Consider the following 15,705-nt stretch of genomic DNA (forward strand, 5'->3'; position numbering starts at 1 on the left):
ATGAGTATTCCATAATACTGTAATTCTTAGAAAGTTTGAATGAGTGAGGTATCTTTCCAAAATCGTAAGTCAAGGCCCAAGAATTCGCTCGTCGTAAAATGTTGAAGAATGCTTTGAATTATTATCGTGTTATTAAATCGCAAAACATTCCTCCTGAACTCAGAAAGATGATCAACCGGAACATCAAGGATATCACTGAGTTTATGGAGAAATACTTAATGGCCAAAGGCTGAAAATTTGGCAGAGAAGTTTCTCTGGAAAAAAATTCTCTTATTTCCTAAAAAAGAAAAACTGCTTTCCTTCCTGGCTGTCTAAATTTAGAATGATTCTAAATAGGAGAGAGCAAAATGCCTCAAGTTACTTCACTCGCACCGGACTTTAAAGCAGAAGCCGTAATCGGCCAGCAAATCAAGGAAATCAAACTTTCCGAATATAAAGGAAAGTGGGTTGTTCTATTCTTCTGGCCCCTCGACTTCACTTTCGTTTGTCCTACTGAAATCATCGAGTATGATGCAAAACTAGACGAATTCAAAAAAATCGGAGCGGAAGTTCTAGGAGTTTCCGTAGACAGCGCTTTTACTCACCTTGCATGGAAGAACACTCCTCGTAAACAAGGCGGATTGGGAGATATCAGATATCCTCTAATTGCTGACATAACTAAGTCAATCGCGAGAGATTACGGAGTTCTTTTAGAAGGCGGAATGGCTTTGAGAGGAACCTTCATCATCGATCCTGCAGGAGTAATCCGTCAGTCTACCATCAACGATCTTCCTGTAGGAAGAAACATAGACGAAGCGATTCGTTTGGTAAAAGCTTTCCAATACGTGGAAAAACACGGCGAAGTTTGCCCTGCAAACTGGGACGAAGGAAAGAAAACCATGAAAGCGGATCCAGAAAAGTCCAAAGAATACTTCTCTGCGGTAAACTAATCCATTCTCACGGAAATCCGGTCTTAGGACCGGATTCTCCTTTCTAATTTCTCCTGGTCACCCGTCCTTCCCCTTAAAATCTTGTTATATAGCCCACATCCTTAGCAAAACTCGCACTTCAGACTTTCGGAAAGGGTTGCATCTTTTCTTCTATAAGTCTAAGATATGGGGAGAAGAATATTATGGCACAAGCACTTGAGATCATTTCCGACGAAGATAGATATTATCGTGCGGATAATTTTCCCAAAGGACTTACACGCAAAGTGGTGGAGTCCATCTCCCATATTAAAAATGAGCCTGCTTGGCTGACCGAATTCCGTCTAGAGGCATTTAAAATTTATGAAAGTAAGCCTATGCCTAGTTGGGGATTTTTTCCCAACTTTAAAGTGGATATAGACGAGTATGTACATTATATAGGCGCAAATCATAAAAAGAAAAAATCCTGGGACGAAGTAGATCCTGAAGTATTAAAAAGTTTTGAAAGACTTGGGATCCCTGAACACGAAAGAAAATACCTGGCCGGGATCGAAGCCATGGAAGATTCGGAGACTGTTTACGCTAACGTCAAAAAGGAACTTACAGATCTAGGAATTATATTCTGTGATATAGATACTGCGATCCGTGAATATCCTGATATCGTTCGCAAATATATCGGAACTGTTGTTTCTATCGGAGACAATAAATTCTCCGCATTAAACTCCGCAGTATTTTCCGGAGGATCTTTCGCTTATGTTCCGAAAGGTGTCAAGACTCCTATGCCTTTACAGGCTTATTTCAAAGTGAGTGCAGCTTCTTCCGGTCAATATGAAAGAACTCTTTTGATCGCGGAAGATGGAGCAGAGTTGGAATATTCGGAAGGATGTTCTTCCGTGCAAGATAAGGGCACAAATTTTCATACTGCTGTGGTTGAGCTGATCGCTCATAAGAATTCCAAAATATTCTACACTACTATCCAGAACTGGAAAAAGAATATGTATAACTGGACCGTTAAACGCGGTCTTTGTCATGAAGCGGCTCATATCACCTGGACAGATGTGAATATTGGAGCAAATACGATCAAGTATCCAGGTATCGTATTACAAGGTGATAATTCTACAGGTGATATTCTATCCTTGGCTTTTGCTGGTTCTGCTCAGATCCAAGATACTGGCGCAAGGATCATCCACGTAGGTAAGAACACACGCAGTAATATTTTGGCAAAAGGTGTTTCTCTAGATGGAGGGATCAACTCTTACAGAGGTTTGGTAAAATTCACCACAGGATCTTCTAACGCATACAGCCATGTAAAATGTGATGGTCTCATGATGGACGATCGTTCTCAATCTCATGCTTATCCTTATAATGATGTAAGCGGGCAGAATGGTACGTTGAACTATGAGGCGACTGTTTCTCGTATAGATGAGGATCAATTGTTTTATCTTCAATCCAGAGGACTTTCGGAAGACGATGCAAAACTTCTGATCATCAACGGTTTCTGTGAAGGTGTGACTAAACACTTAAACGTGGAATATTCCGTGGAGATGACTAGGCTTATCAGAATGATCTTGGAAGACGGGAAAGTAATTTCCGAACATTCGGATTCTGCTGTTTCCTGACCGGAAAAAAGCTGGTATTCCTTCTAAAATCCGGTCATACAAATCATATGCAGAAAGTATTGGGTATTTTCCTGGTTGTCGGTTTGGTTTTGGCGGGGTTTCAGATCTTTTCTCCTGAGACTGTTTCTTCTAATGAGCCGGAAAAAGCAAGTTCTCCGGCAAACTCCGAAGAACAGGAAGTAAAAACGGAAACTCCTAACGCGTTGTTTTTCTGGATAACAGCTACAGTTAGTTCTTTTCTGGACCAATTGGAGAAGGAATCAGCGGGCCGTAATGCTCCTCCTGAATCTCTTACTGACCAAGAATTAAAGGAACTATTCCAACAAGGTTTAGATTCTTATAATGCTTCCGAATATGATAATGCAATCTCTCAATATGATCGTTATCTTGCGGTGAACCCTAAAAATTCTTCCGCATTCTATAATCGTGGTTTAAGTAAATATTATCTGAATAGATACACCGAGTCCGAAACCGATTTTGATTCCGCATATTCCTTGGATCAAACAAATCTGGATGCTCTGTTTTACAGAGGATTAAGCCGTTTCGGTTTGGAAAGAAAAGAAGAAGGTTTGGAAGATATGAACCTTGCTATTGACTCCGGACTGGACAAATCTTATGCTTTCGCGGAAAGAGCGATCCAATTAAGTATATTAGGAAAATCGAAAGAAGGTCTGGTGGATGCTAAAAGATCCGTGGACTTAGCTCCTAAGTATACGAGAGCGGTTTTTGCTTTAGCTTTTGCAAATTACGCGTCCGGAAAATACAGAGAGAGTGTTGCTTCCTATTCTAAGGTTTTAGAAGCTCTGCCTGAGGATTCCGTTTCTTATTTTAATCGTGGTTTGGGATATGCTGCCTTGAAAAGAAAGGCGGAGTCCTGTAAGGATTATAAAAAGGCCTGGGATTTGGGATACGCGGACGCGGAAAAAGAATATAAGGATTCTTGCAAGTGAACGAGACTATTATCGATTCTGAGATCCAAGAGAATGTAGCCGGAAAAATTCCGGTTAAGGGTCATACTCTGGAAGAACTCATTCAGATCATTTCAGAACTGGGAGAAAAACCTTTTAGAGCGAAACAAATTTATAACGGATTGTATGCGAATCGTTACGAGTCTTGGGAAGAATTTTCTACGATAGGAAAGGACTTAAAGGAAAAATTAAAGGAGAAGTTTACCTTATCCTCCATCAGCGTTGCTAAACATTTAAAATCAGTAGATGGCACTCAAAAATTCACATTCGAATCCGTTCCCGGAAGTGGAAAAGAATTTGAATCTGTCTGGATCCCTTCCGGAGACGGCGGAAGAAAGACGATTTGTATTTCTTCCCAAATCGGTTGTACTTTAAATTGTAAATTCTGTGCCACCGCCAAACTTCCTTACATGGGAAATTTAAAGGCGGGAGAGATCATAGATCAGATCCTCCAGGTAGAAAAAATCGTAGGCGATAGAGCTACAAATATAGTTTTTATGGGAATGGGCGAGCCCATGCATAATTACTTTAATGTAATGCGTGCCGCAGAACTTCTTCATGATGGAGAAGCCTTGGGAATGGGCGCTAAAAGGATCACAATCTCCACTTCAGGAGTTGTGAACGGTATCCGCAGATTTATTGAAAACAAAGAACCTTATAATCTAGCGATCTCACTCAATCATCCGGATCCGAACGGAAGAAAAGAGATCATGGACATAGAGGAGAAGTTCGCATTACCTGAACTTTTAGATGCCGCTTTAGAATATACCAAAGTCCTAAGACGCAGGATCACATTCGAATATGTAATGATCCCTGGCGTGAACATGAGCGCCGAAGATGCCAAAAAATTGGTGAAGATCGCAAGAAGATTGGATTGTAAAATAAACGTAATTCCTTTGAACACAGAGTTTCACGGTTGGAGAAGACCCACCGATCAGGAAATAGATGAGTTTTTGCGTCATCTGGAACCTGCAGGAGTCCCTATCCTGAACAGAAGGTCCCCTGGAAAAGACATCAACGGTGCCTGCGGAATGCTCGCCGCAAAAAGTTGACCTTAGATCCATATCCAATAATTTAGCTGGAATGAGGCTGTCCCTTTTTTCGACCTTATTCTTATTTTCTTTGATTGTGATCGGTGTCACCGATTGTAAGGATCCCTACCAACAAAAATGCCAAGAGATCTGCGGGTTTTTCACTTCTTGTGTGGAGAAACAATTCGCATCCAAGGGGCCCATGGAAGCCTCTCAAAAAAGTTTCATGCAGATTGAATGTGAATCAGGATGTTTGAGAGAACAAGGATACGCAATGCCTTGTTACGAGTCCGAAAAAACATGTACCGGATTTACGCGTTGCCTCATGGAATCCGGGCTCATGGATTGATCCTTCGTTTTTCTATTAAGTTTGGAGTATTATAAAAATATGAATTTCGTTCAAGATAGGAAAAACGTTCCGCTTGTAAAATATTCTGTTTGGTTTCTTTTGGCAGTTTCTGTTCTGCCTTTATTTTTAACATTTCCTCTGGATGTGATCGATATCGATTCTTCCCAATATGCAGAGATCGGTAGGGAAATGACCGATAGCGGAAATTGGTTTTTTATCCGGGACAATGGAAGAAGATACTTGGACAAACCGATCCTGACTTTCTGGAAGATCAGTTCTTCTTTTACACTTTTCGGTCAGAATAATTACGCATTCCGTTTACCTGCAATCCTGATGACACTTCTTTCCCTTTGGGGAGTATTTACGATTACCAAATTATATTCTGGAAATGTAAAGCGTGCCTGGATTTCCGTATTCTTATACGCATTATCTCCCGGATTGTACGCGATGGTGGTGGATCCTAAGATTGACGTATATGTAACTCCTTACATCATTTTAGTATTCGCTTTTTATTATTTAGGAACAAAAAAGAATCCTGCTTACTATTACGCGATGTATCTTGCAATGGGACTTGGGTTTGTCACAAAAGGACCGATCGCAGTTGTAATTCCTGGTATTGGAATTGGCGGAGACATTCTTTTTAGAAGGGACTGGAAAAGACTTCTTGGAATGAAACTTTTCCCAGGCGGCATTCTAGCGTTACTTCCTCCTTTCTTATGGTCCATTCCTTTGTATTTGGAGTTCAATACTTACGGGCCGTATTTCTTCCTTTGGGTCCAATCCTTCGGTCGTTTTTACATCAAGATGTATGACCAAAAATTCAATCCTCTGTTCTTCTATTCTAACTTCTCTTGGGCATTCGGGATTTTTATACTACCATTTATAGCTTGGATTGCATCGAATTTTTACGGATTCATAAAGGAGAAGGGCGAAAACCTATTTGGAGATATTCGAAAAAATGAATGGAAGGAAAAAGATTTTGTTCCTGCATTCTGGTTATTCTTATTTTTGTTTTTGATCAGTTTTTCTAAATATCAACTACCTCAATACATTTATTGGTGTCTACCTGCAGGAGCAGTTGTGGGTTCAGGATTTTTGCTTAAATTGATTGAAAGCCCGGAAGGAACTCTTTCTTTTATAGGTAAAATTTTAGTTTATCTGACTAGCTTAGGATTTGTATTTGCAGGGATCTTATTTCCGATCTTGGTTTTAGATGTTCCGATTTCCTATTATGTTTGGGTGGCGATTTATCTAGGAATTGCGGCGATTGTTCTGTTGTATTTCAAAATAGACGCGGTGCTTGGGACTTTGGTTGTATCCGTTTCCTTCTTCTTTACTTTGGTAAGTTTGTATGCGTATCCATTACTTGTTTCTTACCAACCTTCTAAGGAAGTAGGTGAGATTATCCAGGAAGCAGAACCAGGAAAAGAAAAGTTTTTGATGTTCGGAGTCCCTGCTTCTAAAAGATCATATGCATTTTATTCTAAACGTATCACTCGTACCTTATTCGATCCGGAAGTTTTATTCGAAGCTCTACAGAAGGATGGAGAAAGAATGATACTCATCTCTGAAAAGTATCTGCCTCATTTTGATGAGTTTACTGTGAATCGAGTGGATCTGGATATTTTTGCGGAATATGAGAGTTATAAGGTCGCGACTCCGGAGTTTGGTTTCTTCTTAAAATCTAAAAGAGATTCTTTGACAACCAAGGTGTATTTAGGGAAGATCCGGTTTAAACCTGGAAAAGAGGCTGCGACAGCGAATTCTAAATAATTCTTTTTTTCTACGTTTGAGAAAAAAAGTATAAGGGAAATTTTACAAACCCACCGAATTCTTAAGTAGGCTTTGTTATGAGCCTGGTTTGGTTTTGGTCCCAGGGTCCTCCTGGGGCTACTTTTCCCTCTATTCTCTAAATTTCTGGACGTTTCCTCGCTTATGCTTTAGAAATGGCGAATGTTTGCTTCTCGCACATTTCTCTTCCTTTGTTTTATCTTATTCTTCTTTCAATGTGTAACATCTCCCATAAAAAACACTCCTCTTAAAGAAGAGAATCGTATCCTGTCTTGGGATAAGAGAGAATCAGAAGCAGTTAAAATCCTTACAGATCTGATCCGGATCAAATCTGTTCGAGGAAACGAAAAACAAGCCGCAGAATATATCAGATCCATTTTCGAAAAAGAAGGGATCAAGACTCAGTTTATCTCTGAGCCTGGATTTCCAGATAGAGTGAATTTGATTGCGGAACTAACTCCGAGCATTCCGAGTTCCGAAAAAGGTTTAATCTTAGGAAATCATTTGGATGTAGTCGAGGCAGACCCTAAAGAATGGACCGAAGATCCTTTTGCTGGAACCATCAAAGAAGGTAGAATTCACGGACGAGGGGCTTTGGATTGTAAGGGCCTCATCGCAATGCAGATCGTTTCCTTTTTGGAATTGAAGAGGTCTGCTGTCTCACTTAAGAGAAAAATAATGTTCTTAAGTATGGCGGATGAAGAATCCGGAAGTGAAAGAGGGGCAAGATTTTTACTAAAAGCGCATCCTGAATTATTTAAAGGCTATGGATATATGCTGAACGAAGGAAGTTTTGGAACTAAGGACGTTGCCATTCCGGGAAGTACCATCTTCAATATCCAATATGCGGAAAAAGGAAATCTTTGGTTGAATGTAAGGGCAAAAGGGGAGCAAGGACACGGTAGCACTCCCAGCCAAAATTATCCAAGTCTAAGACTTTTAAGATTTTTAACCGAAGTTTTGGAATATGATACGGACATCCGTATTTCCGAAGAAACCCAAGGATTTTTCTATCAGTTGGGAAGCATCAGCTCTTTTCCTAAATCATTTATATTAAAAAATTCAAATATTCCAATCTTAAGAAGATTATTATACGGGCCGATCCGCGCAAGCAGGCAGCTAAGTGCGATCACCCGAAATACTAAAGCAGTTTCAGGCCTAAAAACAGATGAAGGTAAAGGTCATAATGTGCTCTCTTCTCTTGCGGAAGCAAAATTGGATGTTAGACTTCTTCCTGGGTTTGACCCCTTGGAATATTTGAAAGAGATCCAAAAGATCGGAGAAAAATACGAAGTAGAAGTTGAACGTGCAGCAATCGTTCCTTCAGATATATCTACTTTGGATTCGATCTTGTTCCAAAGGTTTGCTTCGGTTGCGACTCGTAAAATTCCTGGAAGTGTTGCGACCCCTTTCATTTCTCCAGGCAAAACGGATAATGCTTACTTTCGTCAGATAGGTATGGAATGTTACGGACTGATCCCTGTTCTTCTTAACGAAAAAGAACTTACAATGCTTCATGGTAAGAATGAAAGTATTAGTTTGGAAAATCTGAAATTAGGGACGCAGATCCTTTTCGAAATATTGTACCAAATGAACTGAGGTCTTTTTGCTTGTCAAAGAATAAGGACTGAATCCTTATGTTCGAAAAACAAGAATTGGATCTACTTTGGTTCGCTATATTATTCCCTATATCTTTCTATACTTATTTTATCTACCGTTCAGAATTCTACCTTATAGAGCCTGCTTAGTTTACGGAAGATTTTTAGTATGTCTTCTTTTTCCACTCGCTAAAAAACATCGTAAGATCGCTTACGATAATATTTCTTATGCATTTCCGGATTATTCGGAAGAGAGGAAGAAGGAACTCGTATGGAAAAGTTTTCTTCATATAGGCGATCTTCTTGCAGGTACTTTATTCGCTCCTCGTTTGAGTCGTAAGTGGATGGATAAGTATCTTGTTTATGATGCGGAGTCTTTGGCGATCGAACAAAAAACAATACAAGATGGAGTGGGAGTCGTTCTGATCTCGGGTCATTTTGGTACTTGGGAAATTCTTGTGCAGTTTATGGGGATCAGAATGAAGGGAGGAGGGATTTATAAAAAAGTCCGAAATCCTTATGTGGATAGACTCATTCATAAATTAAGAAGTAAGAATGGGATCAAGTTAGTCTCCACGGAAGAATCCAGCCAAGTTACTAAAATGTTAAAACAAGGTTATTGGGTGGGATTCGGTTCCGATCAGAATGCTGGTAAGGTCGGGATCTTTGTGGATTTCTTCAATCGAAAGGCTTCTACTTACCAAGGTCCCGCTTTGATGGCATACTTGACTGGCGCCAAAATGTTACTCTATTCAGTCTTATGCGGAGAAAATGGAAAGGTCATGGTCCGTGTTAAGGATCTTGGCTTCGTAGATAAATCTGCATTCTCCGATAGAGAAGCTGCAATCCGTCATTATACGGAAGTTTGGACGAAAGCATTAGAAGAAGAAGTGAAGCTGTATCCTGAACAATATTTTTGGGTACATAGAAGATGGAGAACCAAACCGGGTGATTTTCCGGGTCAAATTTAGTCATGATGGTGCCTACTATCCCGATCATCTCTTTTACGATCTGCGTTTTTTCCGCGTTTCTGATCTTTACTAAGCGCCCAAGATATTCTTTCGATTCTATCTACTCAATATTTACTATTTTCCTCGCGGCTCCTCATTTAGGACATTTGCTTGTTCATAGATTCGAATGGGGGCCTGAGTTTTTGGATTTTACGATCTTGTTTCCTTATACGTACGGTCCATTATTATTATTGTATATTGGAAATCTAACAACGGAAGGGAAAAGTTTCAGAAGAGTGGACCTTCTTCATTTTGTTCCTTTTCTGATCTTGTTGCTTATACTTTTATCTAGATTATTCTTCTTTCAACCTCCTGAAGAAGAGTTTTATCCTCATGACTGGCATAGACCGAGTAGGGGATTCCATCCGAATGGCGGATTATTGGTCACTTCTATGCTAGTGTATTCCGTTTGGACATTTCTTCTTTTGAACAGACATAAGAAGAATATAGTAAATCATTTTTCTAATATAGATAGTATTAAGGATTTGCGATGGATGTATTGGAGTTTAGTTCTATTCGTAATATCCGCAGGAGTTCATTTTTTGTTAGAAGGTTTACTGTTCACAGAACTTCCTCCTGAAACTTACGAGCCGAGATTAGTTCGAGGAGCGGCAGTATTAGCATTTTCCGTTTTCTTTTGCTGGTTTGGTGTTAGACAAACAGTGGTTTACACACATCGGGAGTTGCACGCATTTAAGGAAAAAACTTCCAAAGAAGAAGAGGAAGAAGTAGAAGAAGAACGTAAAAAATATGAAAAGTCCGGTCTGAGAGAAGATATGGTCCCTGAATATCTTTCTAAGATCCGAAATTATATGGAATCTGAAAAACCTTATAAAGATTCGGAATTCTCCATCGATCTACTTTCTGAAAATACGGAAGTTCCTAGGTTCTATATAACACAAATATTAAGCGAAACGCTGGAAACAAATTTCTATAATTTTGTTAACGAGTATCGGATCAAAGATATCATCTCCGCTTTGAAAAATATTTCAGAAGAACGCCCTAATTTTTTGAGACTAGCCCTTGAGTATGGTTTCAATTCTAAGTCCACTTTTAATACTTCTTTTAAAAAAGTCACAGGAAAAACACCGACCCAGTATCTGGAAGAAATTTCCAAAGTAGGATCTGCCTAAAATCCTAAAAATATGGTTCGAGCCGATTGGGACGGTCGAATTCACCCAAAAGATTTCGTAGATTATACCTAAACTAACGAGTTTGGAGTAGTTATGCTTCGTTTACGATCTCTTCTATTGACTGTTGTTGCAGCTTTTGTCTGGAACTGCGATAGCTCCGGAGGAACTGATCTCTCTTCCGCCGCGGTTTTGTTGGCCGCTTCTCAATGTACGCCTACAACCACCACTACAATGCCTACAACTCTTACAGATAATTCTTCTTGTCCGGCAGCGGTTTACGATGCAACAGATGATTTGGGTTTTAACGGTCCTACTTGTGTCACTAGTATCGCTGCAGAGGCTCCATGCTGGATGAAAACCAATTTTCACTGTGTTACAGTGACGGTCTCCGGATCTAATTATGTGATTACAACCAACGATAAACCTCCACATAAAAGTTCTTATTATTCGGTGGCTTCTGGCTATAACGAGGCGATAGACAGCGCGGGCGGCTTTCATACGAATCCGAATACCATTATTTCTCAGAATATCACGATGACGATTCCGACTACTCCTACTGTTACGGATTGTACCCAATCCAATGCGGGAACGGATTCGGTAGGAATTACGACACTCGGCGTTGTGATCTTCAATAACCAAGCGGCACCTGGAGATTCTTTTTCCACGGAATATTACACTATGGATCCGGCACAAGGACATCCTCAGAATACTGGAAAATACCATTATCATACGGAACCTTATAAAATCACGAATGACGATAGTAATATGGTAGGGCTTATGTTGGATGGTTTTCCGATTTACGGAAAGAAAAACCAATCAGGTTCTTATCCTACATTAGATTCCACCACTCATTCAACTTCTTGCACCCCTACTGAATTTCCGGATGGAACTTATTGTTATCACGTGGAGAACAATACTGGCTTAAACGGATACATTATCGGAAGTTACTTCAAGGGAACTCCAGGTTCCGTAGATTAAGCAGAGGTTTTGTTGAAGTTCTATTTACTTTCGATTTGTTTTCTCCTAATCGCTTGCGATCCTGCTCGGGTCGCAAGCAACGATCCTTCTATCACTCGAAATGGAAGAGTCGTTTTTTACAGAGGAGAAAAATTCTACGGACTTTTGGAATCAAAGACAGAAGAATTGGGGATCGTTCGTATGACTTCTTATAAGAACGGTTTGCCTGACGGAATAGAAAAAGATGTTCATTCCAATGGCCAAGTTTTAGCGGAGAGAGAATTTTCCGAAGGGAAGAAGATCGGAACTCACTTAGGTTGGTTCCCTGACGGTAAAAAACGTTTTCATAATGAATACTTACAAGGGCAGTTTCACGGTCCCCAATGGGAATGGCGAAATTCAGGATCCTTGTATTCTTATGCAAAATTCGATCATGGAAAAGTGATCGGAAAGAAGATGTGGAGAGAGAACGGACAGATATATATGAATTTCGTGATCTATAATGGACGCGCTTATGGAATGACAGGCGGGAAATTATGCAGCCAGATCCGAGGGAACGAAGATGGAAATACGATCTTATTCTAAAATCTTACTCTCTAGTCTGATTTTGATCTCTCTTATAATCGGTTGTTCCAAAGATCCAAAAGGAGAATATTCAGAAGAGATCACAGACTTCTCTCTGCCTCAAAAAGATAAACTTCCTTTGTATTACGGAAAGGATCTTCAACCTGTTTGGGAGAATAAAAACTCTCATAAGCCAAGGGAGATTTCCAAATTTACAATGAAGGACCAGGAGAACCAAAATGTCTCTGAAGACTCCTGTAAGGGAAAAATTACTGTGGTTTCCTTCTTCTTTACTAAATGTGCAGGGATTTGTCCAACGATCACAAACAATTTGAGTTTGGTGCAGAAGGAATTCGAGGCAGATCCCAATATCCAAATTTTGTCCTTCTCCGCTACACCTGATCTGGATTCTCCTCAGGTCTTAAAAGAATACGGATCCAAACGAAAGATCCGCTATGAAAAGTGGAAACTTCTGACTGGAAACCAAAAGGAAATTTATACTTTGGCAAGAGATTCCTTTAATGCAGACACAGCGATCCCGAAAGAGAATGCAAAGAAGAAACTCACTGAAAATGATTTTCTTCATTCTGATCACGTATACCTTTTAGATTCACAACTTAGATTGCGTGGAATTTATAATGGTAAGATGAGATCTTCCATCCAAGAATTGAATTCGGATATAGAAGTTTTGAAACGAGAACTTTGATTTCATCGCAAGCATAAAGAGTATTGAGTTCGCGTTAGCTACCAAATTGGGATCTAACATGAACTTGGAACCAATATTCCAGATACTGAATATGATTTGAGATCATTCTGATTGACGAATTGAGAAAATTGGAACATTCTTGGGTCATGAAAACGACAGAAACAGGATTCAAATATCGATTCCCTATGGTAGGATTTGAACAAGATGAACCTACTACGAAAAACCGAATTCCGGCAAATAAAATCGGAAAACCCCAAAAGAGAAAATTAGGCATTTTAAAAGGAAAAGCCTCCTTTCAGATCTCTGATGATTTTAAAATGACGGAGGAGGAATTTCTGAATCTGTGAATTATCTATTAGATACGCACGCGATCTTATGGGTTTTATTTCAGCCGGAGAATTTATCTTATAAAGTAGAATCGGAAATATTAAATCAAAGAAATCGGATCTTTATTAGCAGCATTTCTTTGTGGGAAATTTCTCTGAAATTCTCTTTAAGAAAGATAGATTTGCAAGGGATAACTCCTGAGCAACTACCTAGGAAAATTCGAGAAGCTGGATTCGAGTTTATAGGAGATTCTCCTGAGATATTTGCGAATTATTTTAAGCTGCCGACAGGGAAACATACGGATCCATTCGATCGTTTTCTGATTTGGCAAGCAGTAAGTTTCAATTTTGTGTTCATTACAAAAGATAGATATTTAAAAGAATATAACCCACTTGGTTTAAGACAGTTTTGGTGAAATAAAAATGCAGCAACATTGGTACCTCTATCTCATCTAACATCCTGTATTCTATCTCCGGCGCAGGGTGTTGGATATTTTTTTAAGATCTCTCACTTACGATACGTCATCTTTCCAGCAACAGCTCCGCACTAACCGGACAATGATCCGAAAGACCTTTTTCTGCACTTGGATTCCCGTCAAAATTGCCGTCGTCAGATTCAAACTTGGTTTGGACAAAACTTCCCTGTTGCCATTCCATATTCGTGATCAGATAATCGATAAAACCGTCATGGTGTTGCCAGCAATCCGATTTTTGTTTGTAGTTCGCTACTTTAAGTTTTAGATTTCTTTGCAGAATTTTCAGTAGATCTACTCTTCTTTCCAATACTTCATTAAAATCTCCTAATAGGACAAACTGGCCTAAAGAGGGTAGTATGTCCTTTAGTGCAAGTATCTGCTCTTTTCTTTCCTTCTTATCTTTAGGAGAATGGCCTGCTTTTAAATGAACTACAACGACTGAAATCTTTTTACCGTCGAAATTGAACTCTGCGAGTAGTCCCTTTCTCAGGCCAGGGCGAATAGAAAGCTGTTCCAATTCACTGATAACAGGCGTGCCCAGTTCCTTCTTCCAACAAAGTCCTAATTCTTGCGAATATCCCGGTGTTACCGTCGCTTTGCAATCATATTCATTTATTATAATATGATGAAGTGCTATTTCGTTCTCTATCTCTTGGAAGCCGATTATGTCCGGATGATTGGATAGAATTATCTTTTTGATCTTAGTAAAGTCTTCTTCCGTTCTATGCTTTCTATCTTTCGGAAATTTATGTGAATCTCCTATCTCATCATATAAAAAGTATGAATTGAAGCTTGTTACTTTGAGTTTTTTTATAGGTCCTTTCGCGATAGTGGAGATTGTTATTAGGAAAGCGAAGGGAATTCCCAGAAATCGGATCAGTGCGCGGTGCATCATTCTTTCCAGATTAGATTTTTGAATTCATATTTTAGTAATTGAGAAAGTAAAATCCAGGAATTTTCTTAATATTAAGAACGATCGTTCTAATCATATCTATCATAAACTTGGGTTTTGTATTCGAGATCTTTTATCTTCTGAAATTGACTTACGAAGTATAAATATGTTCAATTTAATTGATACTAAGTCTCAGATAAAAATGCAAGAAATCGCCAAACCAATCGCGTTTTTACGTGTTTACTTGCAATTTTAACCGAAGCCAAAATCCTTGTTCCCAAACCTTATTTTGGAACCCACGGGACTTCTCACGAATGAATAAGAAAGCTTTGAAACTTTCGGTTCCGCTTATTGCTATTGCAGCAGTGGCTTACCTGATTTTTTCTCCCTCCAAATATGTAGGCTATTCTCCGGATCAGCCTATACCTTTTAACCACAAGATTCACGCAGGTGATAATAAGATAGATTGTCGTTATTGTCACACTGGTGTAGAAACAAGCGCGCACGCAACGGTTCCGAATACTTCTACTTGTATGAACTGTCACTCGCTTGTTGCGCCGAATAGTCCAGATGTAGCATTCTTAAAAGATAGTTACAATAAAAAGAAGCCGATCGAGTGGGTGAAGATCCATGATCTTCCGGATCATGTTCAGTTCAATCACTCTCGCCATATCTCAAGAGGCGTGGATTGTTCTCAATGCCACGGCAATGTAGCCGAAATGGTCAAGGTCAAGCAGGTAGCATCCCTGAATATGGGATACTGCATCAACTGCCACCGGGAGAATAACGCTCCTACCGACTGTTCCACCTGCCACAGATAATCAGGAGATAGCATAACAGATGGATAAAAAGAATTTCCAGAAAGAAAAGAAAGCTCACTGGCTCTCTCTCGAACTGAAAGATAACGAAAAAGAAACGAAGGATCTAGCACGTTCTGAATTTTTTACTTCTCCGGATCCAGTCATCGCAAGGATTAAATCTGGGGAGTTCGATCGTAAGACCTTCCTTAAATTGATGGGTGCGGGAGTCGCAATGACTTCCTTAAATTGCGTACGCAAGCCTGTCGAAAAAATCGTTCCTTATGTGGATCTGAAAACTGACGAAGGTACTTTCGATTTCGTAAAACACGGACAAGCATATTACTATGCTACCGCATTCAACGGAACCGGTTACTTAGTAAGATCTAAAGACGGCCGTCCTCTAAAATTGGAAGGAAACGAAGATCACCCTATTTCTCAAGGTGCTCTTGGTGCTTCCGGTCAAGCCGCTATCTTTGATCTATATGATCCAGATAGAGCGCAAGGTCCTGCAGCAATTTCCGGCGGAAAAGTGGAGAATATCCAATGGAGCTCTTTGGATTCCAAAGTTCAGGAAGCTCTT

At 39.7% G+C, this 15,705-nt stretch carries 17 protein-coding genes; 16 read left to right on the top strand and 1 reads right to left on the bottom strand.

The genetic code is table 11. The features are described 5' to 3' along the window. Positions 1-98 precede the first annotated feature (98 nt). The 14 genes from CH352_RS19210 to CH352_RS18690 all read left to right on the top strand — a co-directional run bounded on the left by CH352_RS19210 (position 99) and on the right by CH352_RS18690 (position 13,373). On the top strand, positions 99-233 hold the full coding sequence (locus CH352_RS19210; RefSeq protein ID WP_279627912.1) for a hypothetical protein: 135 nt from the start codon (positions 99-101) through the stop codon (positions 231-233). 114 nt (positions 234-347) lie between these two features. Continuing rightward, the gene (locus CH352_RS18625; protein ID WP_100705320.1) at positions 348-929 is read left to right on the top strand and encodes a peroxiredoxin; all 582 of its coding nucleotides are present in this window, start codon (positions 348-350) and stop codon (positions 927-929) included. Positions 930-1,111: 182 nt separating this feature from the next. Continuing rightward, positions 1,112-2,524 (top strand): Fe-S cluster assembly protein SufB, encoded by a 1,413-nt coding sequence (sufB, locus tag CH352_RS18630; RefSeq protein WP_100705319.1) that lies wholly within the window; start codon positions 1,112-1,114, stop codon positions 2,522-2,524. Between the two features lie 47 nt (positions 2,525-2,571). Then, complete coding sequence (locus CH352_RS18635) at positions 2,572-3,474, top strand: tetratricopeptide repeat protein (protein WP_100705318.1); 903 nt, start codon at positions 2,572-2,574, stop codon at positions 3,472-3,474. A gap of 8 nt (positions 3,475-3,482) precedes the next feature. Beyond that, positions 3,483-4,544: a dual-specificity RNA methyltransferase RlmN gene (gene rlmN, locus CH352_RS18640; RefSeq protein WP_207766646.1), complete on the top strand. Its 1,062-nt coding sequence runs from the start codon at positions 3,483-3,485 to the stop codon at positions 4,542-4,544. A gap of 31 nt (positions 4,545-4,575) precedes the next feature. Beyond that, entirely contained in the window at positions 4,576-4,872 is a 297-nt protein-coding gene (locus CH352_RS18645) for a Cys-rich protein (RefSeq protein WP_100705317.1), read from the top strand. A 39-nt stretch (positions 4,873-4,911) separates the two neighbouring features. Continuing rightward, positions 4,912-6,645, top strand: a complete 1,734-nt coding sequence (locus CH352_RS18650; protein ID WP_100705316.1) for an ArnT family glycosyltransferase — start codon at positions 4,912-4,914, stop codon at positions 6,643-6,645. A gap of 180 nt (positions 6,646-6,825) precedes the next feature. Further along, positions 6,826-8,262, top strand: coding sequence for a M20/M25/M40 family metallo-hydrolase (locus CH352_RS18655; RefSeq protein WP_100705315.1), 1,437 nt, complete (start codon positions 6,826-6,828; stop codon positions 8,260-8,262). A 67-nt stretch (positions 8,263-8,329) separates the two neighbouring features. Further along, positions 8,330-9,232, top strand: a complete 903-nt coding sequence (locus CH352_RS18660; protein WP_100705314.1) for a lysophospholipid acyltransferase family protein — start codon at positions 8,330-8,332, stop codon at positions 9,230-9,232. A gap of 2 nt (positions 9,233-9,234) precedes the next feature. Beyond that, the gene (locus CH352_RS18665) at positions 9,235-10,404 is read left to right on the top strand and encodes a helix-turn-helix domain-containing protein (protein ID WP_243396208.1); all 1,170 of its coding nucleotides are present in this window, start codon (positions 9,235-9,237) and stop codon (positions 10,402-10,404) included. Positions 10,405-10,497: 93 nt separating this feature from the next. Then, positions 10,498-11,382 carry a YHYH protein gene (locus CH352_RS18670; protein WP_100705313.1) on the top strand — a complete coding sequence of 295 codons (885 nt, stop codon included), beginning with the start codon at positions 10,498-10,500 and terminating at the stop codon, positions 11,380-11,382. 12 nt (positions 11,383-11,394) lie between these two features. Continuing rightward, positions 11,395-11,946 carry a toxin-antitoxin system YwqK family antitoxin gene (locus tag CH352_RS18675; RefSeq protein WP_100705312.1) on the top strand — a complete coding sequence of 184 codons (552 nt, stop codon included), beginning with the start codon at positions 11,395-11,397 and terminating at the stop codon, positions 11,944-11,946. Then, positions 11,924-12,631, top strand: coding sequence for an SCO family protein (locus tag CH352_RS18680; RefSeq protein ID WP_100705311.1), 708 nt, complete (start codon positions 11,924-11,926; stop codon positions 12,629-12,631). The genes CH352_RS18675 and CH352_RS18680 overlap by 23 nt, the downstream gene beginning before the upstream one ends. A 343-nt stretch (positions 12,632-12,974) precedes the next feature. Beyond that, positions 12,975-13,373, top strand: coding sequence for a type II toxin-antitoxin system VapC family toxin (locus CH352_RS18690; protein WP_100705309.1), 399 nt, complete (start codon positions 12,975-12,977; stop codon positions 13,371-13,373). 106 nt (positions 13,374-13,479) lie between these two features. On the opposite strand, the gene CH352_RS18695 is transcribed toward CH352_RS18690, so the two are convergent. Further along, positions 13,480-14,325, bottom strand: coding sequence for an endonuclease/exonuclease/phosphatase family protein (locus CH352_RS18695; RefSeq protein WP_100705308.1), 846 nt, complete (start codon positions 14,323-14,325; stop codon positions 13,480-13,482). 314 nt (positions 14,326-14,639) lie between these two features. Here CH352_RS18695 and CH352_RS18700 point away from each other — a divergent pair, with 314 nt between their 5' ends. Together CH352_RS18700 and CH352_RS18705 are read left to right on the top strand one after the other, a co-directional pair. Next, positions 14,640-15,146, top strand: a complete 507-nt coding sequence (locus CH352_RS18700; protein ID WP_100705307.1) for a cytochrome c3 family protein — start codon at positions 14,640-14,642, stop codon at positions 15,144-15,146. A gap of 19 nt (positions 15,147-15,165) precedes the next feature. After that, positions 15,166-15,705 (top strand): TAT-variant-translocated molybdopterin oxidoreductase (locus tag CH352_RS18705; RefSeq protein ID WP_165780141.1); only part of this gene is annotated, 540 nt, incomplete at its 3' end.

It is taken from the genome of Leptospira hartskeerlii, from assembly GCF_002811475.1.
In the GTDB taxonomy this organism is placed as follows: Bacteria; Spirochaetota; Leptospiria; order Leptospirales; family Leptospiraceae; genus Leptospira_B; species Leptospira_B hartskeerlii.